The sequence below is a fragment of the Vibrio sp. 2-2(8) genome (assembly GCF_963888495.1).
In the GTDB taxonomy this organism is placed as follows: domain Bacteria; phylum Pseudomonadota; class Gammaproteobacteria; order Enterobacterales; family Vibrionaceae; genus Vibrio; species Vibrio anguillarum.
Genome location: NZ_CAWPJM010000022.1, coordinates 131,446 through 147,121, shown reverse-complemented (window position 1 = coordinate 147,121; position 15,676 = coordinate 131,446). Strand labels below are relative to the sequence as shown.

General features: G+C 44.2%; 14 protein-coding genes and 2 pseudogenes. 5 read left to right on the top strand and 11 right to left on the bottom strand.

What is annotated here, in order from left to right; all coding sequences use genetic code 11:
* Window positions 1-27: 27 nt before the first annotated feature.
* The 6 genes and pseudogenes from AACV12_RS07095 to cmoA all read right to left on the bottom strand — a co-directional run bounded on the left by AACV12_RS07095 (window position 28) and on the right by cmoA (window position 5,207).
* Window positions 28-1,005, bottom strand: coding sequence for an alpha-L-glutamate ligase-like protein (locus AACV12_RS07095; RefSeq protein WP_019280854.1), 978 nt, complete (start codon window positions 1,003-1,005; stop codon window positions 28-30).
* Window positions 1,006-1,007: 2 nt separating this feature from the next.
* Window positions 1,008-2,513 carry an inactive transglutaminase family protein gene (locus tag AACV12_RS07090; protein WP_013857063.1) on the bottom strand — a complete coding sequence of 502 codons (1,506 nt, stop codon included), beginning with the start codon at window positions 2,511-2,513 and terminating at the stop codon, window positions 1,008-1,010.
* A gap of 14 nt (window positions 2,514-2,527) precedes the next feature.
* A pseudogene (locus AACV12_RS18095) lies at window positions 2,528-2,959 on the bottom strand (ATP-dependent zinc protease family protein); the annotation flags it as partial.
* Between the two features lie 125 nt (window positions 2,960-3,084).
* A pseudogene (locus AACV12_RS18090) lies at window positions 3,085-3,280 on the bottom strand (ATP-dependent Zn protease); the annotation flags it as partial.
* A gap of 129 nt (window positions 3,281-3,409) precedes the next feature.
* On the bottom strand, window positions 3,410-4,381 hold the full coding sequence (cmoB, locus tag AACV12_RS07080) for a tRNA 5-methoxyuridine(34)/uridine 5-oxyacetic acid(34) synthase CmoB (protein ID WP_170900097.1): 972 nt from the start codon (window positions 4,379-4,381) through the stop codon (window positions 3,410-3,412).
* Between the two features lie 94 nt (window positions 4,382-4,475).
* Window positions 4,476-5,207, bottom strand: coding sequence for a carboxy-S-adenosyl-L-methionine synthase CmoA (cmoA, locus tag AACV12_RS07075; RefSeq protein WP_170900096.1), 732 nt, complete (start codon window positions 5,205-5,207; stop codon window positions 4,476-4,478).
* A 326-nt stretch (window positions 5,208-5,533) separates the two neighbouring features.
* Here cmoA and AACV12_RS07070 point away from each other — a divergent pair, with 326 nt between their 5' ends.
* Window positions 5,534-7,168 (top strand): inositol phosphate phosphatase SopB, encoded by a 1,635-nt coding sequence (locus tag AACV12_RS07070; protein WP_013857058.1) that lies wholly within the window; start codon window positions 5,534-5,536, stop codon window positions 7,166-7,168.
* Window positions 7,169-7,302: 134 nt separating this feature from the next.
* On the opposite strand, the gene AACV12_RS07065 is transcribed toward AACV12_RS07070, so the two are convergent.
* Window positions 7,303-8,169: a DUF72 domain-containing protein gene (locus AACV12_RS07065; protein WP_170900095.1), complete on the bottom strand. Its 867-nt coding sequence runs from the start codon at window positions 8,167-8,169 to the stop codon at window positions 7,303-7,305.
* A 276-nt stretch (window positions 8,170-8,445) separates the two neighbouring features.
* Between AACV12_RS07065 and aspS the strand changes: the two genes are divergently transcribed.
* Window positions 8,446-10,221 (top strand): aspartate--tRNA ligase, encoded by a 1,776-nt coding sequence (gene aspS / locus AACV12_RS07060; RefSeq protein WP_019282187.1) that lies wholly within the window; start codon window positions 8,446-8,448, stop codon window positions 10,219-10,221.
* A gap of 120 nt (window positions 10,222-10,341) precedes the next feature.
* The gene (locus AACV12_RS07055; protein ID WP_026027614.1) at window positions 10,342-10,920 is read left to right on the top strand and encodes a thymidine kinase; all 579 of its coding nucleotides are present in this window, start codon (window positions 10,342-10,344) and stop codon (window positions 10,918-10,920) included.
* Window positions 10,921-11,020: 100 nt separating this feature from the next.
* Here the strand turns inward: AACV12_RS07055 and AACV12_RS07050 are convergent, their stop codons facing one another.
* The 3 genes from AACV12_RS07050 to AACV12_RS07040 are packed head-to-tail and all read right to left on the bottom strand — an operon-like array spanning window position 11,021 to window position 13,399.
* Window positions 11,021-11,653, bottom strand: coding sequence for a YdcF family protein (locus AACV12_RS07050; RefSeq protein WP_170900094.1), 633 nt, complete (start codon window positions 11,651-11,653; stop codon window positions 11,021-11,023).
* Window positions 11,646-12,476: an NAD(P)H-binding protein gene (locus tag AACV12_RS07045; RefSeq protein WP_170900093.1), complete on the bottom strand. Its 831-nt coding sequence runs from the start codon at window positions 12,474-12,476 to the stop codon at window positions 11,646-11,648. Before AACV12_RS07045 ends, AACV12_RS07050 begins: the two co-directional genes overlap by 8 nt.
* Before the next feature lie 32 nt (window positions 12,477-12,508).
* On the bottom strand, window positions 12,509-13,399 hold the full coding sequence (locus AACV12_RS07040) for a LysR family transcriptional regulator (RefSeq protein ID WP_010318618.1): 891 nt from the start codon (window positions 13,397-13,399) through the stop codon (window positions 12,509-12,511).
* Window positions 13,400-13,495: 96 nt separating this feature from the next.
* On the opposite strand from AACV12_RS07040, the gene AACV12_RS07035 reads away from it, so the two are divergent.
* Window positions 13,496-13,939 (top strand): PACE efflux transporter, encoded by a 444-nt coding sequence (locus AACV12_RS07035; RefSeq protein ID WP_094147084.1) that lies wholly within the window; start codon window positions 13,496-13,498, stop codon window positions 13,937-13,939.
* A 63-nt stretch (window positions 13,940-14,002) separates the two neighbouring features.
* On the opposite strand, the gene AACV12_RS07030 is transcribed toward AACV12_RS07035, so the two are convergent.
* Window positions 14,003-14,236, bottom strand: a complete 234-nt coding sequence (locus AACV12_RS07030) for a TIGR02647 family protein (RefSeq protein ID WP_010318620.1) — start codon at window positions 14,234-14,236, stop codon at window positions 14,003-14,005.
* A 302-nt stretch (window positions 14,237-14,538) separates the two neighbouring features.
* On the opposite strand from AACV12_RS07030, the gene focA reads away from it, so the two are divergent.
* Complete coding sequence (focA, locus tag AACV12_RS07025; RefSeq protein WP_170900092.1) at window positions 14,539-15,393, top strand: formate transporter FocA; 855 nt, start codon at window positions 14,539-14,541, stop codon at window positions 15,391-15,393.
* Window positions 15,394-15,676 lie beyond the last annotated feature (283 nt).

Below are 15,676 nucleotides of genomic sequence, written 5' to 3'. Positions count from 1 at the left end.
CTTTTTAGTGATTAAATTTGGTGAGAGTTACTCGCTTACCTCACCTGAACCGAATTGCTTTGCGGCATAAGCCACGCGTTCTTCGGGGCTGGGATAGATAAGTTGCGTACCTAAACTTTCAATATGCTGCAAGCGTGGCAACAGCCCTGCGCCATTGGCTATCTGGATAGCAAGCCCTGGGCGAGCGTTAAGCTCAAGTACCATCGGGCCTTCTTCTTTATCCAACACCATGTCGGTTCCCATATAACCAAGGCCAGTCATTTCCCAAGCGCTAGAGGCTAAGGTGAGTAGCTTTTTCCAATGTGGTACTTGCAGCGTTGAGAGCTCTTTGCCGGTATCTGGGTGCTCAGTGATGGGTAAATTAAACTGCACGGCTCGTACTGCTTTTCCTGTCGCAATATCAAGACCTACGCCAACAGCGCCTTGGTGTAAGTTGGCTTTACCATCAGAAGCCGAAGTCGAAAGGCGCATCATCGCCATGACGGGGTAACCTTTGAAGACAATAATGCGTACATCAGGCACACCTTCATAGCTAAAGCCTTCGAAACAATCGTCAAACTTAATTAGGTTTTCAACCACAGCAACATCATTTTTACCGCCTAGTGAAAATAGTCCGGCCAAGGCATTACTGATGTGGCGCTCAACATCTTGCTGGTTGATGGTCGCACCAGAAGGTTTAGTGTACACACCATCCTTGTGCGACATAATCACTAAAATTCCTTTACCACCGCTTCCGCGTGCAGGTTTTATCACAAAGCCCGGCCACTCTTTAACCATGGCATGGATCGACTTCACATCCGCTTGATTACTGATCACACCAATCAGTTTTGGCACAGTACAACCCGCACGCTGCGCAATCAATTTAGTTTGTAACTTATCATCAACCAATGGGTATTTTGAGCGATCGTTATAGCGACCAATGTAGCTATGGTTGCGCTTGTTCATGCCCATAATGCCTTTACGGCGTAGCTTAAATGGAGAAGTGTATTCGGATAATGAAAACATCTTTACTCCTCGGCTAACGGTTTAAAACGGCGAAGTTCAGTTAAACGGTATCCAGTATAGGTTCCCAATAGCAGAATGGCAGCTAATACGATCAGCTGTAAGCCAATAAAATTAAAGGTTAGGTGTTGGACATAAGAGTTAGTCATTGCTAAGTAGATTAAGATGGAAGTAAAGAGCGAGCCGCCACCTTGTAAAATCACCTCTTTTGCTCCTTCTTCTTCCCACAGAATCGACATACGTTCGATGGTCCAAGAGAGAATGATCATCGGGAAGAAGGTAATGGATAACCCTTCGGTCAGCCCGATCTTAAAGGCAACGACGGTAAAGACAGAGATGATGAGTATTACCGCAATGATGACCGCCGATATCCGTGCTACCAGTAGCAGGTTCAATTTCGATAAATAGCTACGAATGATCAAACCTGTTCCGACGATAAGCAGAAAGCCCACGATACCCGTCAGTAATTGAGTTTGAACAAACGCCACGGCGATAAGTACCGGCATGAAAGTACCTGAGGTCTTTAGCCCAATAATCACCCGCAAGAACACCACAATTAATGCGCCGATAGGAATCAACATGATGGTCTTGAACATCGCTTGCTCTTCAAGCGGCAAACTGTGAATAGAGAAGTTTAAGAGTTTGTCGGCCTCAATTTTATTATTGGTTGCCGTTTGAGGTGAAACATCTTGAGACAGCATAGTGAAGTGAACTTGGCTGTTTTGCCCACCCGTGACATCCAGCAGTGAAACGTTGGATTCATCCCAAACCAGTAGGTTAGGGTGGTTGGGCTGCGTGCCCGTTTCAGGGTTAAAAAGTACCCACTGATCACCATTCCATATTTCGTTCATGTGTTGAATCGTTTGACGGCGGCGACCATCTTCGAGCTGAATAACACCAACGACTTTATTGGGAATTTGAGAGTATGACAGCAGTTTTTGTGTGGCGTCCACTTTGCTCATTTTATTAAGCAGCAAAGAGGCGTTTTGGCTATCGGCGTCATTGAGATTTTTAATCAGTTCGCGGGTAAAAGTGATGTTATCCGCCGAGCGTTGATTCGCTCGTTCAATTAATGCGATAGCCGCTGCTTCTTCTGGGCCATCAAAGGTTGGCTTAACCACATCACCCATCGGGGGGATAGGGTCCGCTTTCGCTTGAGGATCGACTAAAAATTGGCTTTTGTAGTAAATCGTTTGTGGGCCAGTTGCTTTGCGGATTGACCACTCAACACGTTTGCCCGTGTCAGTAGTAACGTAAGCTACGCCATAACCTGGTGATGATGACGATTCATTGATCAAAGTATATCCATCTTGAGTATGAGGCGCAGCTAAAGAGACTTTGGCTTCTTTGCCTAACGCATTGAATTCAACACGTGCTTCAATATCCCAAATTTGGCGAGTTTCCCCGGGTGTCCATGGCACCCCATAAGTTTGGTGGCGAACTACACTCAATGTAATGCCAGCCGCTATCAGTAACAAGACTGATAGATAAAATGGAACTCGTGACGTCATAAATATCCTTGCTGTTATTTGGTTTCGGTGTGGATGTATTTGCGACTGACATCGACTAGGGCGATATCACGAATAAATTCGCGTCCTAAGAGGATAGGATGGCTCATTTGAGAGCGATCAGCCAAGGTGAACTGTGCTTTTTCGTGAATACTGCCTAATTTTACCCACAGCTCAACAACGGCTCTGCGTTCCATTTCTTCATTGGTCGATTGGCGAATTTTAACGTAGCGAATAATAGGGGATTCTATCCAGTTCGTTTCATCTGTTGCTTTCTCACCATCGGAAAGGTGGAAACGCACCCAGTTCTTTCCGTTACGCTCAAATTCTTCAATATCAATGGCATTAAGCGAAGAAGTTGCGGCTCCTGTGTCAACACGCGCGTCAAATGTTTGTTTGATCGAATCAATCGTTACCTTTTCAACTTCACCTAAAATAACGTCATAACGAGATCTTGGCATCGATGGAGTCGCAGCCGGAACGATAAGGTCATCGCCGGTTGTTGCTTCTGTATGTGACTTTTGGGCGTTAGCGGCAATCACCTTGAGTTTAGAGAGCTTTTGATCGAGCTTTAACATCTGATTTTCAAGGTTTTCAATGTAATCATTCTGGTTACTCAACTGAAGTTCCAGATTGGTCATTGTATTGTTGAGGTTCGATTCCGAAGTCTGAATCGCTGCTAGGGTAGCTTGGTGGTATTGTTCACCATTTGTTAGGGTGCAGCCTGACAGTAAAGCAATTGCAACAACGGATGCTATTGACTTAAACATTTGCGACCTTATGTATTTGTGATGGATAACTACTGATAAACCGAAGTTTAGCTGATAAAAAAGGATGCGTGTAGCATCCTCCGATAAGGGTAATATTATACGCAGAATCAAGCGTTAAAACTGTGTCAATTATAGTTTTTTTGCCACCAAAATAGCGCGTCTTGGTGCCGGATAACCTTCTAAGGTTTTGCTTGGGTCGCTTGGGTCAAGATAGTCAGGTAACGAATTGTGCGTCATCCATTGTGTGGTACGTTGTTCACCAACGGAGGTGACACTCTCATCAACGATACGTACGTCACCAAAACCACATTTCTCAAGCCACACTTTGAGCGCTTTTGCGGAAGGGAAAAAGTAGACGTTGCGCATTTGTGCGTAGCGGTCGACAGGGACCAACACCGCATTTTCGTCGCCTTCAATAACCAGCGTCTCAAGAATCAATTCGCCCCCTGTGACCAACTGATTTTTCAATTGGATCAGATGATCTAGCGGTGAGCGGCGATGGTATAGGACACCCATGCTAAATACGGTGTCAAAGGCGTTCAATTCAGGTAATTGTTCAATGCCTAGTGGCAGAAGATGAGCACGTTGGTCATCACCCAATAGTTTACGCACCGCTTCAAACTGCACTAAAAACAGGTGCGAAGGGTCGATACCCACACACAGGCGAGCACCTTCGCCAAGCATACGCCACATGTGATAACCATTACCACAGCCAACATCCAGCACGGAACGGTCTTTCAGCGGTGAAATGTGGGGCAATACGCGATCCCATTTCCAATCGGATCGCCACTCAGTGTCGATATGGATACCGTGTAAGTGATAGGGTCCTTTGCGCCAAGGATGAAAAGTTTTAAGCAAACTTTCCAATTTCTTCTGTTCGCCTAACGCCAGCGGTGTGCTATTTGAGAGAGTGACTGACTGTTTGAGCTCAATCAGATCAGGTGTACCCGAGGGGATTTTATTTAACGCACGAACCCAGCGGTCAAAGTCGCCATGCTCTGCATTTTGCCAGTCCGTCAACTGTTGTGGCAAAACGTTTAGCCAAGGTTGGAGACGGGTATCTTGAGCGATCAGTTGATAAAAATTGGCAAAGTTAAACATGCAAAGCGTATTCCTAGATTAGGTAAAAAGACCCTAGACAAATGGCAAATCAGGTTTTGGCCCTTCTAGGGAAAAAAGCCAAAACGGCATTCTATTATTTAATGGCGAACATTGAACCAAAGTTGAAACACTGGAACCACATTTCATAGCTTGAAAAGCCAATTTGTTTAAAGCGAGCTTTATGTGTTGTGATGGAATCTGGGCACATCACATTTTCAATCGCACTGCGTTTTTGACTGATCTCTAATTCGCTGTAGCCATTGGCTCGCTTGAAATCATGGTGGAGATCAATTAGCAGCTCATGCGCCGTTTCATCTTCAAAAATGTACTTTTCAGATAAAATTAGTATGCCACCGGGGCGAAGACCCACGTAGATTTTTTCAAGCAGTGCGAGCCTATCTTCTGGCGATAGAAATTGCAGCGTAAAATTGAGCACCACCACAGAGGCATCACGAATTTCAATCTCACGAATGTCGGCCTCAATCACCTCGACAGGCGTATCCGAACGATAGGCGTTAATGTGCAGCTTGCATCGTTCAACCATGGCGGACGAGTTATCAACCGCTACAATTTTACAACCTTCTTGGCGAATATGACGACGCATCGAAAGCGTAGCCGCGCCTAAAGAGCAACCCAAATCGTAAATGGTAGAGTGTGGTTTAACAAAGCGCTCAGCTAACATGCCAATGGCCGAAATAATATTGCTGTATCCCGGCACTGAGCGTTGGATCATATCAGGGAAGACTTCAGCAACACGTTCATCAAAGGTGAAATCACCAATCTTATCGATTGGGGCAGAAAAGATGATGTCTTTATGATTGCTCATGGTGTACCTCATAGCGGCGCGCAACAAGCAGTGCTGACGGCTGCACTACCTTAAAAAAGGCGCACATTTTAAGAGAAAAGCGTGCGCGTGTCATTAACCTCGCACGACTCTCGATGAGATTATATTAAAATTAAAACTGGTCCGGTCTTTAATGGGTTTTTAAGCTGATAACAACTCTATCATACGCTGACAGTGTCAAGACGTTTTTGATGAATAAAGATGAATCTAATAGCACGCGAAAGATTCACATCTTTGCATTTGAATTACTGAGCTAGTGAAAGAATAATTATTTGCATAAAGACATACATTTCTTATAGGTCAAAAAAATGATATATCCTTCTTTTCTATTTTCATCCTCTATTTCTGGAATTGGGTGTCAAGCTATTAAAAAAAATAATAACTCATTTTCTAAACAAGTTAAAAAAGTTAAACGGCTTAAGAAGAGAAAAAATAAAAATAGCTCACATGATTTTAGTAAACCATTTTATAGAACGTTTCTTATAGAAACCGCGATTAAAGCAATAAATGAAAGTCAAGGTATTTTAAAAAATAAAGAGAGACGCATAAAAATACTTCAAGAGTCTCTTCCTGAAGAGGAGCAGTGTCTACCTCTTGAAGAGGAAGCTGAAATGATAAAAGCTACAGAAAATAAAATAGAAAAAACATTGAAAATAGATAATTCCTTCAGAAATCGCTTAAGAAAAAAAGATGTTAAATTAATGAAGAAAAAATGGAAGAGAGAGAAGTTATCTATGCTAAATAAAACTAAGCATAGCTGGGTTATTTTAAAAAATAATATTACTACACCTACAGGTGAAACATATAATAATATTATGACGCCTGCAGGGAAAATGAAGCTAGGTGATAGTGATATATTCAGTCATAGTTACAATGATGAAGGTATTTCCAGTGGAAGTATATGTGAATCTGAACATGCGGTAAATCTATGGATGTCTGAGCTGACATCAACATCGGGAGATGTGCTTTTTAAAGGTATAAGGCATGGGGTTTTGTCACCGTATGGACTTGATAAAAATAGTCAAGAGCGCAAAGTCGGTAGAGTCAATCGAGGGAAAGAGGTTATATTGGCTGCCTTGTATGCTAATCAGGCGATCTTAGAGTCTGCTATACAAAACCCTGATGAAGTGGTGCCTTTACAATTAACATCAACCTCTCTAGTTACCGCTGGTAATGTTTGGTCTGTCACTGAAGGTGATCAATTAGAGGACCAAATATATTCATGGAATGAATTATCAAATAAAGTTATAGAATTAGAGGTGGTAGACAAATCTGGAAATTGTCAAAAAATTAAGGTTAAACCAGAGATCATTCCTTTTAATTTTGGAGTAAACGAGCTTTCTTTGAAATTTAAAATTGGTCAAAAGAAATCGGACAGTATAAACCTAGAGGGTTTAAAGATTCTGTTGGGGGATGGTTTTTGCAATAGTACTGATCCACAAGGTTGGGTCGGTAAATATTTGGCCGATAACCCTAAAAATAAATCGGTTGTTTTGCAATTGGTACAACAAATAAAAGAGATTTGGGAAGCTAAAGCACATAATACCGATGAGAGTGACCCATACAAAATGGCAAGATGCATTGTGTTATTAACGTATGAAATTGGGATTATTCCTGCTTGGAATTGCAAAAGTGGTAAAGATCGTACGGGTTTTCTTGACGGAGAAGTTAAGCGAGAAGTGATTAAATTACATCAGAATGAATCGGTTACTCCTTGGGGAGCACTTGGCAGTGAAGATCAGAAACTACTACAGAAGGTTTTACTCAACAGTGGTAACTTACAAATTCAGGAATCGAACACAGGAGGAGCTCAGGGGAATAAAGTGTGTACAAAAACACCTTGGATGCTGAGCTCAGCAGAACTGTCTCTAAAAAGAAAGAGAATTGGTGATAGAGACGCATGGAAAAAGATAAAAGGTTTGTCTAATTTTGTGAATTCATGAAACTGAATACCAAAAGATAGTGGCATTCATAAAAGCCTGATGGTTTGTTACCCCACATTTTTATGTGTTCGCATGAACTGGATTCCCCCTTTTGTTACACAATAGGGGGTGTGTATTAGTGGTGAGTTTTAGTATCAAAATAGGGTGATTTGGTGCTGGTCATCTTGGGCTGGAAATGTTGTCAATGTAGGTAATGTGAGTCGTTGTTGCAGCTGTTGGTATAGCTCGGCGGCTAATAATGGGGCTTCAATATTGTCTGGCGTGTGGACCATAAGATAAGGTTGTTTTCCTTGTTCGATCCAATGTGGCAGTTTGGTCATCCACGCTTCAAAAAAGGGGTAATTGGCCTCTAATTCTGGGTGGCCGATAAAACGGATCATCGGCGTTTGTGCCGTGGCAATGGCGTGAACAGGGACTTTAGGTTTCTTTTTCTGAGCATCAATGATGACGTCGGTCGTCGGTTTGGCCGAAAAGATAGGACGACTATCCATAATGATTCGGTCAACCGACGATTCAACTAACCATTGATTAAGCGCTTTTTCAGCTTCTCCCTTAGCAAAAAACTCAAGGTGCCGCACTTCAACACTCAGTGGAAAACCTGCGGGAAAATAGGCGCAGAATTTTTTCAACTGCTCTAAGTGCTGTGGGCCAAAAGTAGCTGGCAGTTGGATGGTCCATAATCCAACACGAGAGTGCAGAGGCTCCATGAGCATCATAAAATCTTTTAACTGATCTTGGCAGCCAGTGAGCTTATGTTCGTGGGTAATAGCTTTGGGCAGTTTGAACGTAAACCGAAAATCATCATGAGTGGCGGCGCGCCAGTTCTGCACTGTGTTCATGGAAGGTGACGCATAGAAAGTAGTGTTGCCTTCTACGGTATGAAAAACCCTCGCATACTTTTCAAGACGCTGCGCAGCAGGCGTTCCCGCGCCGTAAAACGTACTTTGCCAGCCTGGATGTGACCACATGGTAAGGCCGAGTCGCAGTGGTAAATTCATCATACTGACCTTTTATCCATTACTAAAAATAAATACTCTACGAGAGTTTTGATGATTTTGGTATTTTAACGCTATAATCAGCCGCAATTTCTCAGCGGTGTTGCTATTTTGGTTGATTATTGATTTAAAAAGCAGCAACCCTTGATAAAACACAACAAATTGTATTCTGGAAGGTCGATTTTGCACATCTTTCAGCGTATAAATGGAACTTTGCGCTGCTCAGATAATGACGCTGAGCGGCTTAGAATTGATAACTAATTAGAGATTGGGAAATTCATTATGCGTAGCCATTATTGTGGTCACCTGAACAAGTCCCTCGCAGGACAAACTGTGGAGTTGTGCGGCTGGGTTAATCGCCGTCGTGATTTAGGCGGTCTTATCTTTATTGATATGCGAGATCGTGAAGGCATCGTTCAGGTGGTGGTTGATCCAGATATGGCGGATGTATTTGCAGTAGCTAACCAACTGCGTAATGAATTCTGCATTAAGCTCACTGGTGAAGTACGCGCGCGTCCAGAAAGTCAAATCAATAAAGAGATGGCGACTGGCGAAGTAGAAATTCTCGCGAGTGGGATTTCGATTATCAATCGCAGTGATGTTTTGCCACTGGATTTCAACCAAAAGAACTCAGAAGAGCAACGTCTAAAATATCGTTACTTAGATCTACGCCGTCCAGAAATGAGTGATCGCATTAAATTGCGCGCTAAAGCGTCTAGCTTTGTACGCCGCTTCCTTGACGAACACGGTTTCCTCGATATTGAAACGCCAGTTTTGACGAAAGCAACGCCGGAAGGGGCTCGTGACTACTTAGTGCCAAGTCGTGTGCACAAAGGCAGTTTCTATGCACTTCCTCAATCGCCACAACTGTTTAAACAGTTGTTGATGATGTCAGGTTTTGACCGTTACTATCAAATCGTAAAATGTTTCCGTGATGAAGATTTACGTGCTGACCGTCAACCAGAATTTACTCAAATCGATATTGAAACGTCATTTATGACGGCAGATCAAGTGCGTGAAGTGACCGAAAAAATGGTTCGCAACATGTGGCTAGAACTACTAAACGTTGATCTAGGCGATTTCCCTGTGATGCCATACAGCGAAGCGATGCGTCGCTATGGTAGCGACAAGCCGGATCTGCGTAACCCACTGGAATTGGTTGATGTTGCAGACCTTGTAAAAGATGTGGATTTCAATGTTTTCTCTGGTCCCGCTAATGATGCTAAAGGACGCGTGGCGGTTATTCGTGTACCGGGTGGCGCGGCATTAACTCGTAAGCAAATTGATAGCTACGCTGAGTTTGTTGGTATTTATGGCGCGAAAGGTTTGGCGTGGATGAAAGTCAATGACCGCGCTGCTGGCTTAGAGGGCGTTCAATCTCCGGTCGCGAAATTCCTTTCGGCTGACATTGTGGAAGGCATTTTGGCGCGGACTCACGCTGAGTCTGGCGACATCATTTTGTTTGGTGCCGATAAAATAAAAGTGGTGACTGAAGCCTTGGGTGCGCTGCGTTTGAAATTGGGTAAAGATCTGGCGATCACCAATGAAAATTCATGGGCTCCACTATGGGTTGTTGATTTCCCGATGTTTGAGGAAGATGACGAAGGTAACTTGCATGCTATGCATCACCCATTTACCGCGCCACTTAACTTAACCGCGCAAGAGCTGCAAGCCAACCCCGCGGTTGCAAATTCAAATGCTTACGACATGGTATTAAACGGCTATGAAGTGGGCGGTGGCTCGGTGCGTATTCACAATGCTGAAATGCAATCTGTGGTGTTTGATATTTTAGGTATCGATGCGCAAGAGCAACAACTGAAATTTGGCTTCCTATTGGATGCGCTGAAATTTGGTACACCACCACACGCAGGTCTTGCATTCGGTCTTGACCGTTTGGTGATGCTGTTGTGTGGTACGGAAAATATTCGCGACGTGATCGCTTTCCCTAAAACAACCGCAGCCGCTTGTTTGCTAACGGATGCACCGAGTCTGGCTAACCCAGCGTCGCTCGAAGAGTTGGCGATTGCGGTGACGGTCGCAAAAGAAAAAGCGCAATAAACGCAACGGTAGCAGGGTGGCGAAAGTCACCCTCTTTTTTGCCCCCGCGTAGGGTTATCCTTTTTTATTTGAGTGAACCTTGTTCTCTCGCCAATTGACTTAGTGACAGGAATCTCTCTTTTGGCTCAAATGTATTTCTATTACTCTGCGATGAATGCAGGTAAATCAACCACTCTTCTACAATCTTCTTTCAACTATCAAGAGCGTGGTATGACGCCCGTGATCTATACCGCCGCCATCGACGACCGTTATGGTGTTGGTAAAGTAAGTTCAAGAATAGGATTGGAATCAGACGCCCAGCTTTTTACCGCTGAAACGAATTTGTATGATGAGATCAACGCACTGCACGAGCAACAAAAGCGTCACTGCATTTTGGTTGATGAGTGCCAATTCTTAACCAAAGAGCAAGTCTATCAATTGACTGAAGTGGTCGATAAAATCGGCATTCCGGTACTGTGCTATGGCTTGCGTACCGATTTTTTAGGTGAGCTATTTGAAGGGAGTAAATATCTACTTTCTTGGGCCGATAAGCTGGTGGAATTGAAAACAATTTGTCATTGTGGCCGTAAAGCGAACATGGTCATTCGCACCGATGAACATGGAGTGGCGATTGCCGAAGGTGATCAAGTCTCTATTGGTGGTAACGATAAATACGTGTCGGTATGTCGTCAGCACTATAAAGAAGCCTTGGGTAAGTAAATTCATTACTTCTGCGCCTTGAACAAATTATTCGATAGGGAGGTTTAAGCCTCCCTATCTATTTTGTATGCCCCACAACTTTGTATGCCCACAACTTGTGTTACCACTCAAATTGACTCAGAACTTGGTAAGCAAATGTCACATCGTCTGGGATCGGTTGCTCAATCTGAAATCCTTGTGCTGGGTAGTCGCGGACTCGCACAAAATCGTCTAATAGCGCACTCAATACAACATCAACGGTGAAATCCTCATCAAGATAATCGAAAAATGTCTCTCCGCTAGAGGTCACCATCAATGACTCAAATGGGGCGGGCCACTGCTTAACAAATGTGGCGTAGGCACGACGTTCCATGAAGGGTTTTTGAACCACAATAATACGTTGCGCAGTGATCGATTTTTCTGCCAATAGATGGTGACTAAATCGTACATTTTCTCCAGAGTGAGTCGCCTTTTTTTCCAGTAAAATCGCGTGGGTTGGGACGCCACAATCTTTGGCTATGTCAGCAAAGGTTTCTGCTTCGCTTTTAGCAAATTTACCCTCAGTAAAACGCCCTTGTCCGCCAGAGAAAAGAAGGTAGGGGGCCAAATTTTGTTGGTACAAATGTGCAGCATACTCAGCCACGCGCAAATCATTGCTACAAAACACCATAATGATATCGGCCGCGACGAGCTCATGCTTCATCTGCATGTACTGCCACAAGGTTTCAATGTGTTGGTAGAGATGTTTACTCATTCAGTGCCAGTGCCTCTAACGTGTGTGAATAATGAAATTGATAGCCCAATTGGCTCAGCTTGTTGCTTAAGATACGCTTGTCGGCAATATCGACAATTGGCGGCAATGGTGAGTCTAGCTCGGCGGCCGCCAACGCGGCTTGATAAAACTCAGCTTTACTCACGGTTTGTGGTGTGGTGGCGTTAACGACCTGTTTGGAGAGTTTTTCGCTGGCAAAAATCAGTGCACCAATGGCGTCTTTTTGATGCAACATATTAGCTGGTGCAAGCCGGCTGACTTGCGCCAAACGCGCTGCAAATCGTGAGGGATGACGGTTTGGTCCGATCAAGCCACTACAGCGTACAATGACATAATCTAGCCCTGAATCGATAACGTGTTGCTCGGCTTGTAACATAATTCGTGCTCCTTCACTGAAGTTTGAGTCATTTTGCGCCAGTGACAAGGAGGCATGCTGTTCACTCATTGGCTGTGCAATGTCAGGATAGACGCTGGTTGAGCTGACCATGACGATTTTACGCACATTAGCCAGCTTTGCTTGTGCGACTAAATGCTGCCACTGCTGCGCATACTCTTGCCCTCTTCCCTTGCGAAAACCGGGTGGAAAGCTGCCTATCACAATCTCACTTTTTTGAGCAATAAAATGCTGCGATAAGCTTTGGTCGCGCAGAGAAAGATCGCACACAAAGCCTGTGATGCCATGTTGCGTTAACTCAAGCATTCCTGCCGTTTGGGTGCGGCTGGCGTAGACCTGGTGGTTTTCGGTAAGAGCTTGCGCTAGAGGAAGGCCTAGCCAACCTGCGCCAATGAGGGTAATGGTGCTCATAAAATGTACATCCTGTATTGATTGTATGCCGATCAGGCATCGGTGAGTGGACTAAGCTGGCGCAACAACTGCCTGACCATTTTATGGATAGGATCGGCGCTCATGCGCTGGTGCTGAATGACATCAATATTGGTATACCAAGCCAGCTGTTCAAACTCAACAGGGACACGCACTAATTTCCCCATCGCTTGTTCACTTTCGGCTAAATAGCTTGGCAGCAAACACCATCCTAAACCGCTTAACGCCATCTCTAATAATAGATAGTAGTTATCGGCGTACCATATCTCGGGGCTAAAGGCTTGATGGAAACTGCTGGTTTTATGGCTGCGTGAGCGGATAACGAGTTGGCGATGCAATCTTAGCATATCGATATGGGGCGCTTGATGCTGAGCCAATTCATGCTCTGCGGCCACATAAACATCAAAACGGATTGAACCGACATTTTCAAAATCAAGGTTATTCGGTAAGGCCAATTCACTGAAGATGATCCCGCAGCTAGCGCGACCTTGTTCCACCATCTCAATCACATCGGTACTTGATGCACTTAAACATTCAATTTCAATGTGTGGAAACTGTGTGGCTAACTGTTTGAATAAATGGGTTAACCCTTGTAACGGGATCCCTTCATCCATCGCGAGCGAAAGCTGTTGATTGGGTGATGAAGCAAGCAGTTGTGCTTGTTGCGCTAAGCGTTGATGTTGCTGCAACGTCGCTTGCGCATACGGTAGAAGTCGCTCGCCTTGCGCGGTTAATCGTGGATAACGGCCGGAGCGATCAAACAGTTCTACGCCGCAATCAATTTCTAAATTGATGATGTGTTGGCTAACGGCTGATTGAACTTTGCCCAACTGTCTTGCCGCGCCGGAGAAAGAGCCACTCTCAACGGTTGCGGTGAAGGCTTGCAACTGATCAATACTCAACATATCTCATTTACCGATACTATCTAACTTTTTAGTATCTTCAATATAGATGAAAATGAGCCCATTCAACACCTCAGACGAAGAATAAAGAGGAGAAAAATGATGTCAATGAGAGAGCTGTCGATGAAAGAGCGCCTTTTCCATGCAATAACGTTTGAAGTGACCGCATTAGCGTTAATTATTCCAATCTCCGCATTGGTGACAGGGCAGGGAACGGGGGATTTAGCCATGATAGGTATTGGTTTGAGCCTATTTGCCGTAGCGTGGAACTATCTATACAACGTTTTGTTCGACCGAGTGTTTGGTACCAACCGATTAGCGCGTACGGTTAGCTTACGCTTGTTACACACGACTGGTTTTGAAGGTGGGCTCGTCTTTATTTCTATTCCGGTGATCGCTTGGGTTTTAGACGTATCGATGTGGGATGCATTGATTTTGGAAGCTGGGTTTCTGACCTTTTTCTTTATCTACACCACACTGTTTAACTGGGGATATGATCGAATTCAGCCCTATCAACGTTGGATTGAGCCAATGGCCAAATAAAGAAGGGCGGTTTTTAAGGGGACAAGGCAGCCAGCAGAGTCTCGGCTGCCTTTGCAGACTAGATTAAGAGTTCAAAACGCGCAGCACGCGCTCTGCATGCTCGGCCACTTCGATACCTTCATCCGTTAAATAGCCACCATCAGGTAATGTACACAGACCTTTTTCGTAAAGACGTTGAACGGCGGATTGCATGTCGTCAGACGCATCATTACGGACTTTAATGCCAGTCGCAGCGCTGCTTAAATCAAATTGGAGGAGTAGATTGAGCTCGGCGATATTTTGTTGAGTAAATTTCATCTCGACACCTATATAGTGAATGATTTTTTGTCACCATAGATGGCAGCGCTGTTGGCTGCAATCAGTTGTTGTAAGAAATGTTATCTGCAACCAAATTGGGGATATTTCACACAGTTATATTCATCATTGGTTTGCAAGAGAGTGGCTATCTATAGACGCTGGATATGGGCTATCAATAAATTTTTATGATTTTCATCACGCTAAACACATTTTTTGTAAACATAGAAAATAGCTCTTGAATTGTCATAGGAATGGAGCGATTATCCGCGCCTTATATAACTTGTTTCAAAATGTTACTTGCCATGAACTTAAACCAATTTGATTCCCTATTGCCACCGCAAATGGCAGAGCGCGCCGCAGAAACTGGCGTTGGAAAAGCGACGAAAGATCCGATGAAGTCTTTCCTTCTTGCCATTTCTGCTGGCATTCATATCGGTATTGCTTTCGTTTTTTACACTACAGTGACGACAGGAACTGGCGATATTGCTTGGGGTCTGAGCCGTTTTATCGGCGGCTTTGCGTTTAGCTTAGGTCTTATTCTGGTGGTGGTCACCGGTGGTGAGTTATTCACTAGTTCAGTGCTGACTTTGGTTGCACGTGCGAGTGGCAAAATTTCTTGGAGCATGCTGATTAAAAACTGGGTCATCGTCTATTTTGGCAACCTTGCTGGTGCGCTGATGCTTGTCGCCTGTATGCTCGTTTCCAAACAATATATGTTTGATGGTGGACAAGTTGGCCTCAATGCGATGGCCATTTCTCAGCATAAGTTGCACCACGAGTTTATGCAGGCAGTAGCGCTTGGCATTATGTGTAATGTGTTGGTGTGTGTGGCGGTCTGGATGACTTTCAGTGGTCGTACCTTGACTGACAAAATTATGGTGATGATTTTACCTGTCGCCATGTTTGTCGCCGCGGGTTTTGAGCACTGCATCGCTAATATGTTCCAAGTTCCGATGGCAATTGGTATCAAATATTTTGCACCCGCTGAGTTTTGGCAGATGACGGGTGCCAATATTGCCGACTACGCAGACCTTAACTTAATGGGTTTTTTGATCAATAACCTATTACCCGTGACGATTGGCAATATCATCGGTGGGGGTGTTTTTGTTGGCATTTGGTACTGGTTAATTTACCTTCGAGATGGATCTCACGAATAACTCCTTATTGAAGAGATGATTTTAGAAGCGGCTTTAAGGGCCGCTTTTTGTTGTCATTTCTAAACCATCGCCTTAGGTGGTGATTGACTGCTTCTGCTAGTGTTTGTTCACTATTTATACCTTTAAAACAGCTTATCCACATTTTCTGTGGATAAGCTGTTTTAAAGCCAGTGTGTAAGATGAATTCTATCAAGAAGTGCACAAAAACCCAGCAGTGGGCAGTGCATTATGCACTGAAGTGGGGCGAATATAACACCGATTCCTGAGCGGTGATCGACATCTA

Bases quoted from the DNA above. Each gene is read 5' to 3' on its own strand.
- AACV12_RS07095 (WP_019280854.1), bottom strand. From the start codon at position 1,005: ATGTTTTCATTATCCGAATACACTTCTCCATTTAAGCTACGCCGTAAA.
- AACV12_RS07090 (WP_013857063.1), bottom strand. From the start codon at position 2,513: ATGACGTCACGAGTTCCATTTTATCTATCAGTCTTGTTACTGATAGCG.
- cmoB (WP_170900097.1), bottom strand. From the start codon at position 4,381: ATGTTTAACTTTGCCAATTTTTATCAACTGATCGCTCAAGATACCCGT.
- cmoA (WP_170900096.1), bottom strand. From the start codon at position 5,207: ATGAGCAATCATAAAGACATCATCTTTTCTGCCCCAATCGATAAGATT.
- AACV12_RS07070 (WP_013857058.1), top strand. From the start codon at position 5,534: ATGATATATCCTTCTTTTCTATTTTCATCCTCTATTTCTGGAATTGGG.
- AACV12_RS07065 (WP_170900095.1), bottom strand. From the start codon at position 8,169: ATGATGAATTTACCACTGCGACTCGGCCTTACCATGTGGTCACATCCA.
- aspS (WP_019282187.1), top strand. From the start codon at position 8,446: ATGCGTAGCCATTATTGTGGTCACCTGAACAAGTCCCTCGCAGGACAA.
- AACV12_RS07050 (WP_170900094.1), bottom strand. From the start codon at position 11,653: ATGAGTAAACATCTCTACCAACACATTGAAACCTTGTGGCAGTACATG.
- AACV12_RS07045 (WP_170900093.1), bottom strand. From the start codon at position 12,476: ATGAGCACCATTACCCTCATTGGCGCAGGTTGGCTAGGCCTTCCTCTA.
- AACV12_RS07040 (WP_010318618.1), bottom strand. From the start codon at position 13,399: ATGTTGAGTATTGATCAGTTGCAAGCCTTCACCGCAACCGTTGAGAGT.
- AACV12_RS07035 (WP_094147084.1), top strand. From the start codon at position 13,496: ATGATGTCAATGAGAGAGCTGTCGATGAAAGAGCGCCTTTTCCATGCA.
- AACV12_RS07030 (WP_010318620.1), bottom strand. From the start codon at position 14,236: ATGAAATTTACTCAACAAAATATCGCCGAGCTCAATCTACTCCTCCAA.
- focA (WP_170900092.1), top strand. From the start codon at position 14,539: ATGAACTTAAACCAATTTGATTCCCTATTGCCACCGCAAATGGCAGAG.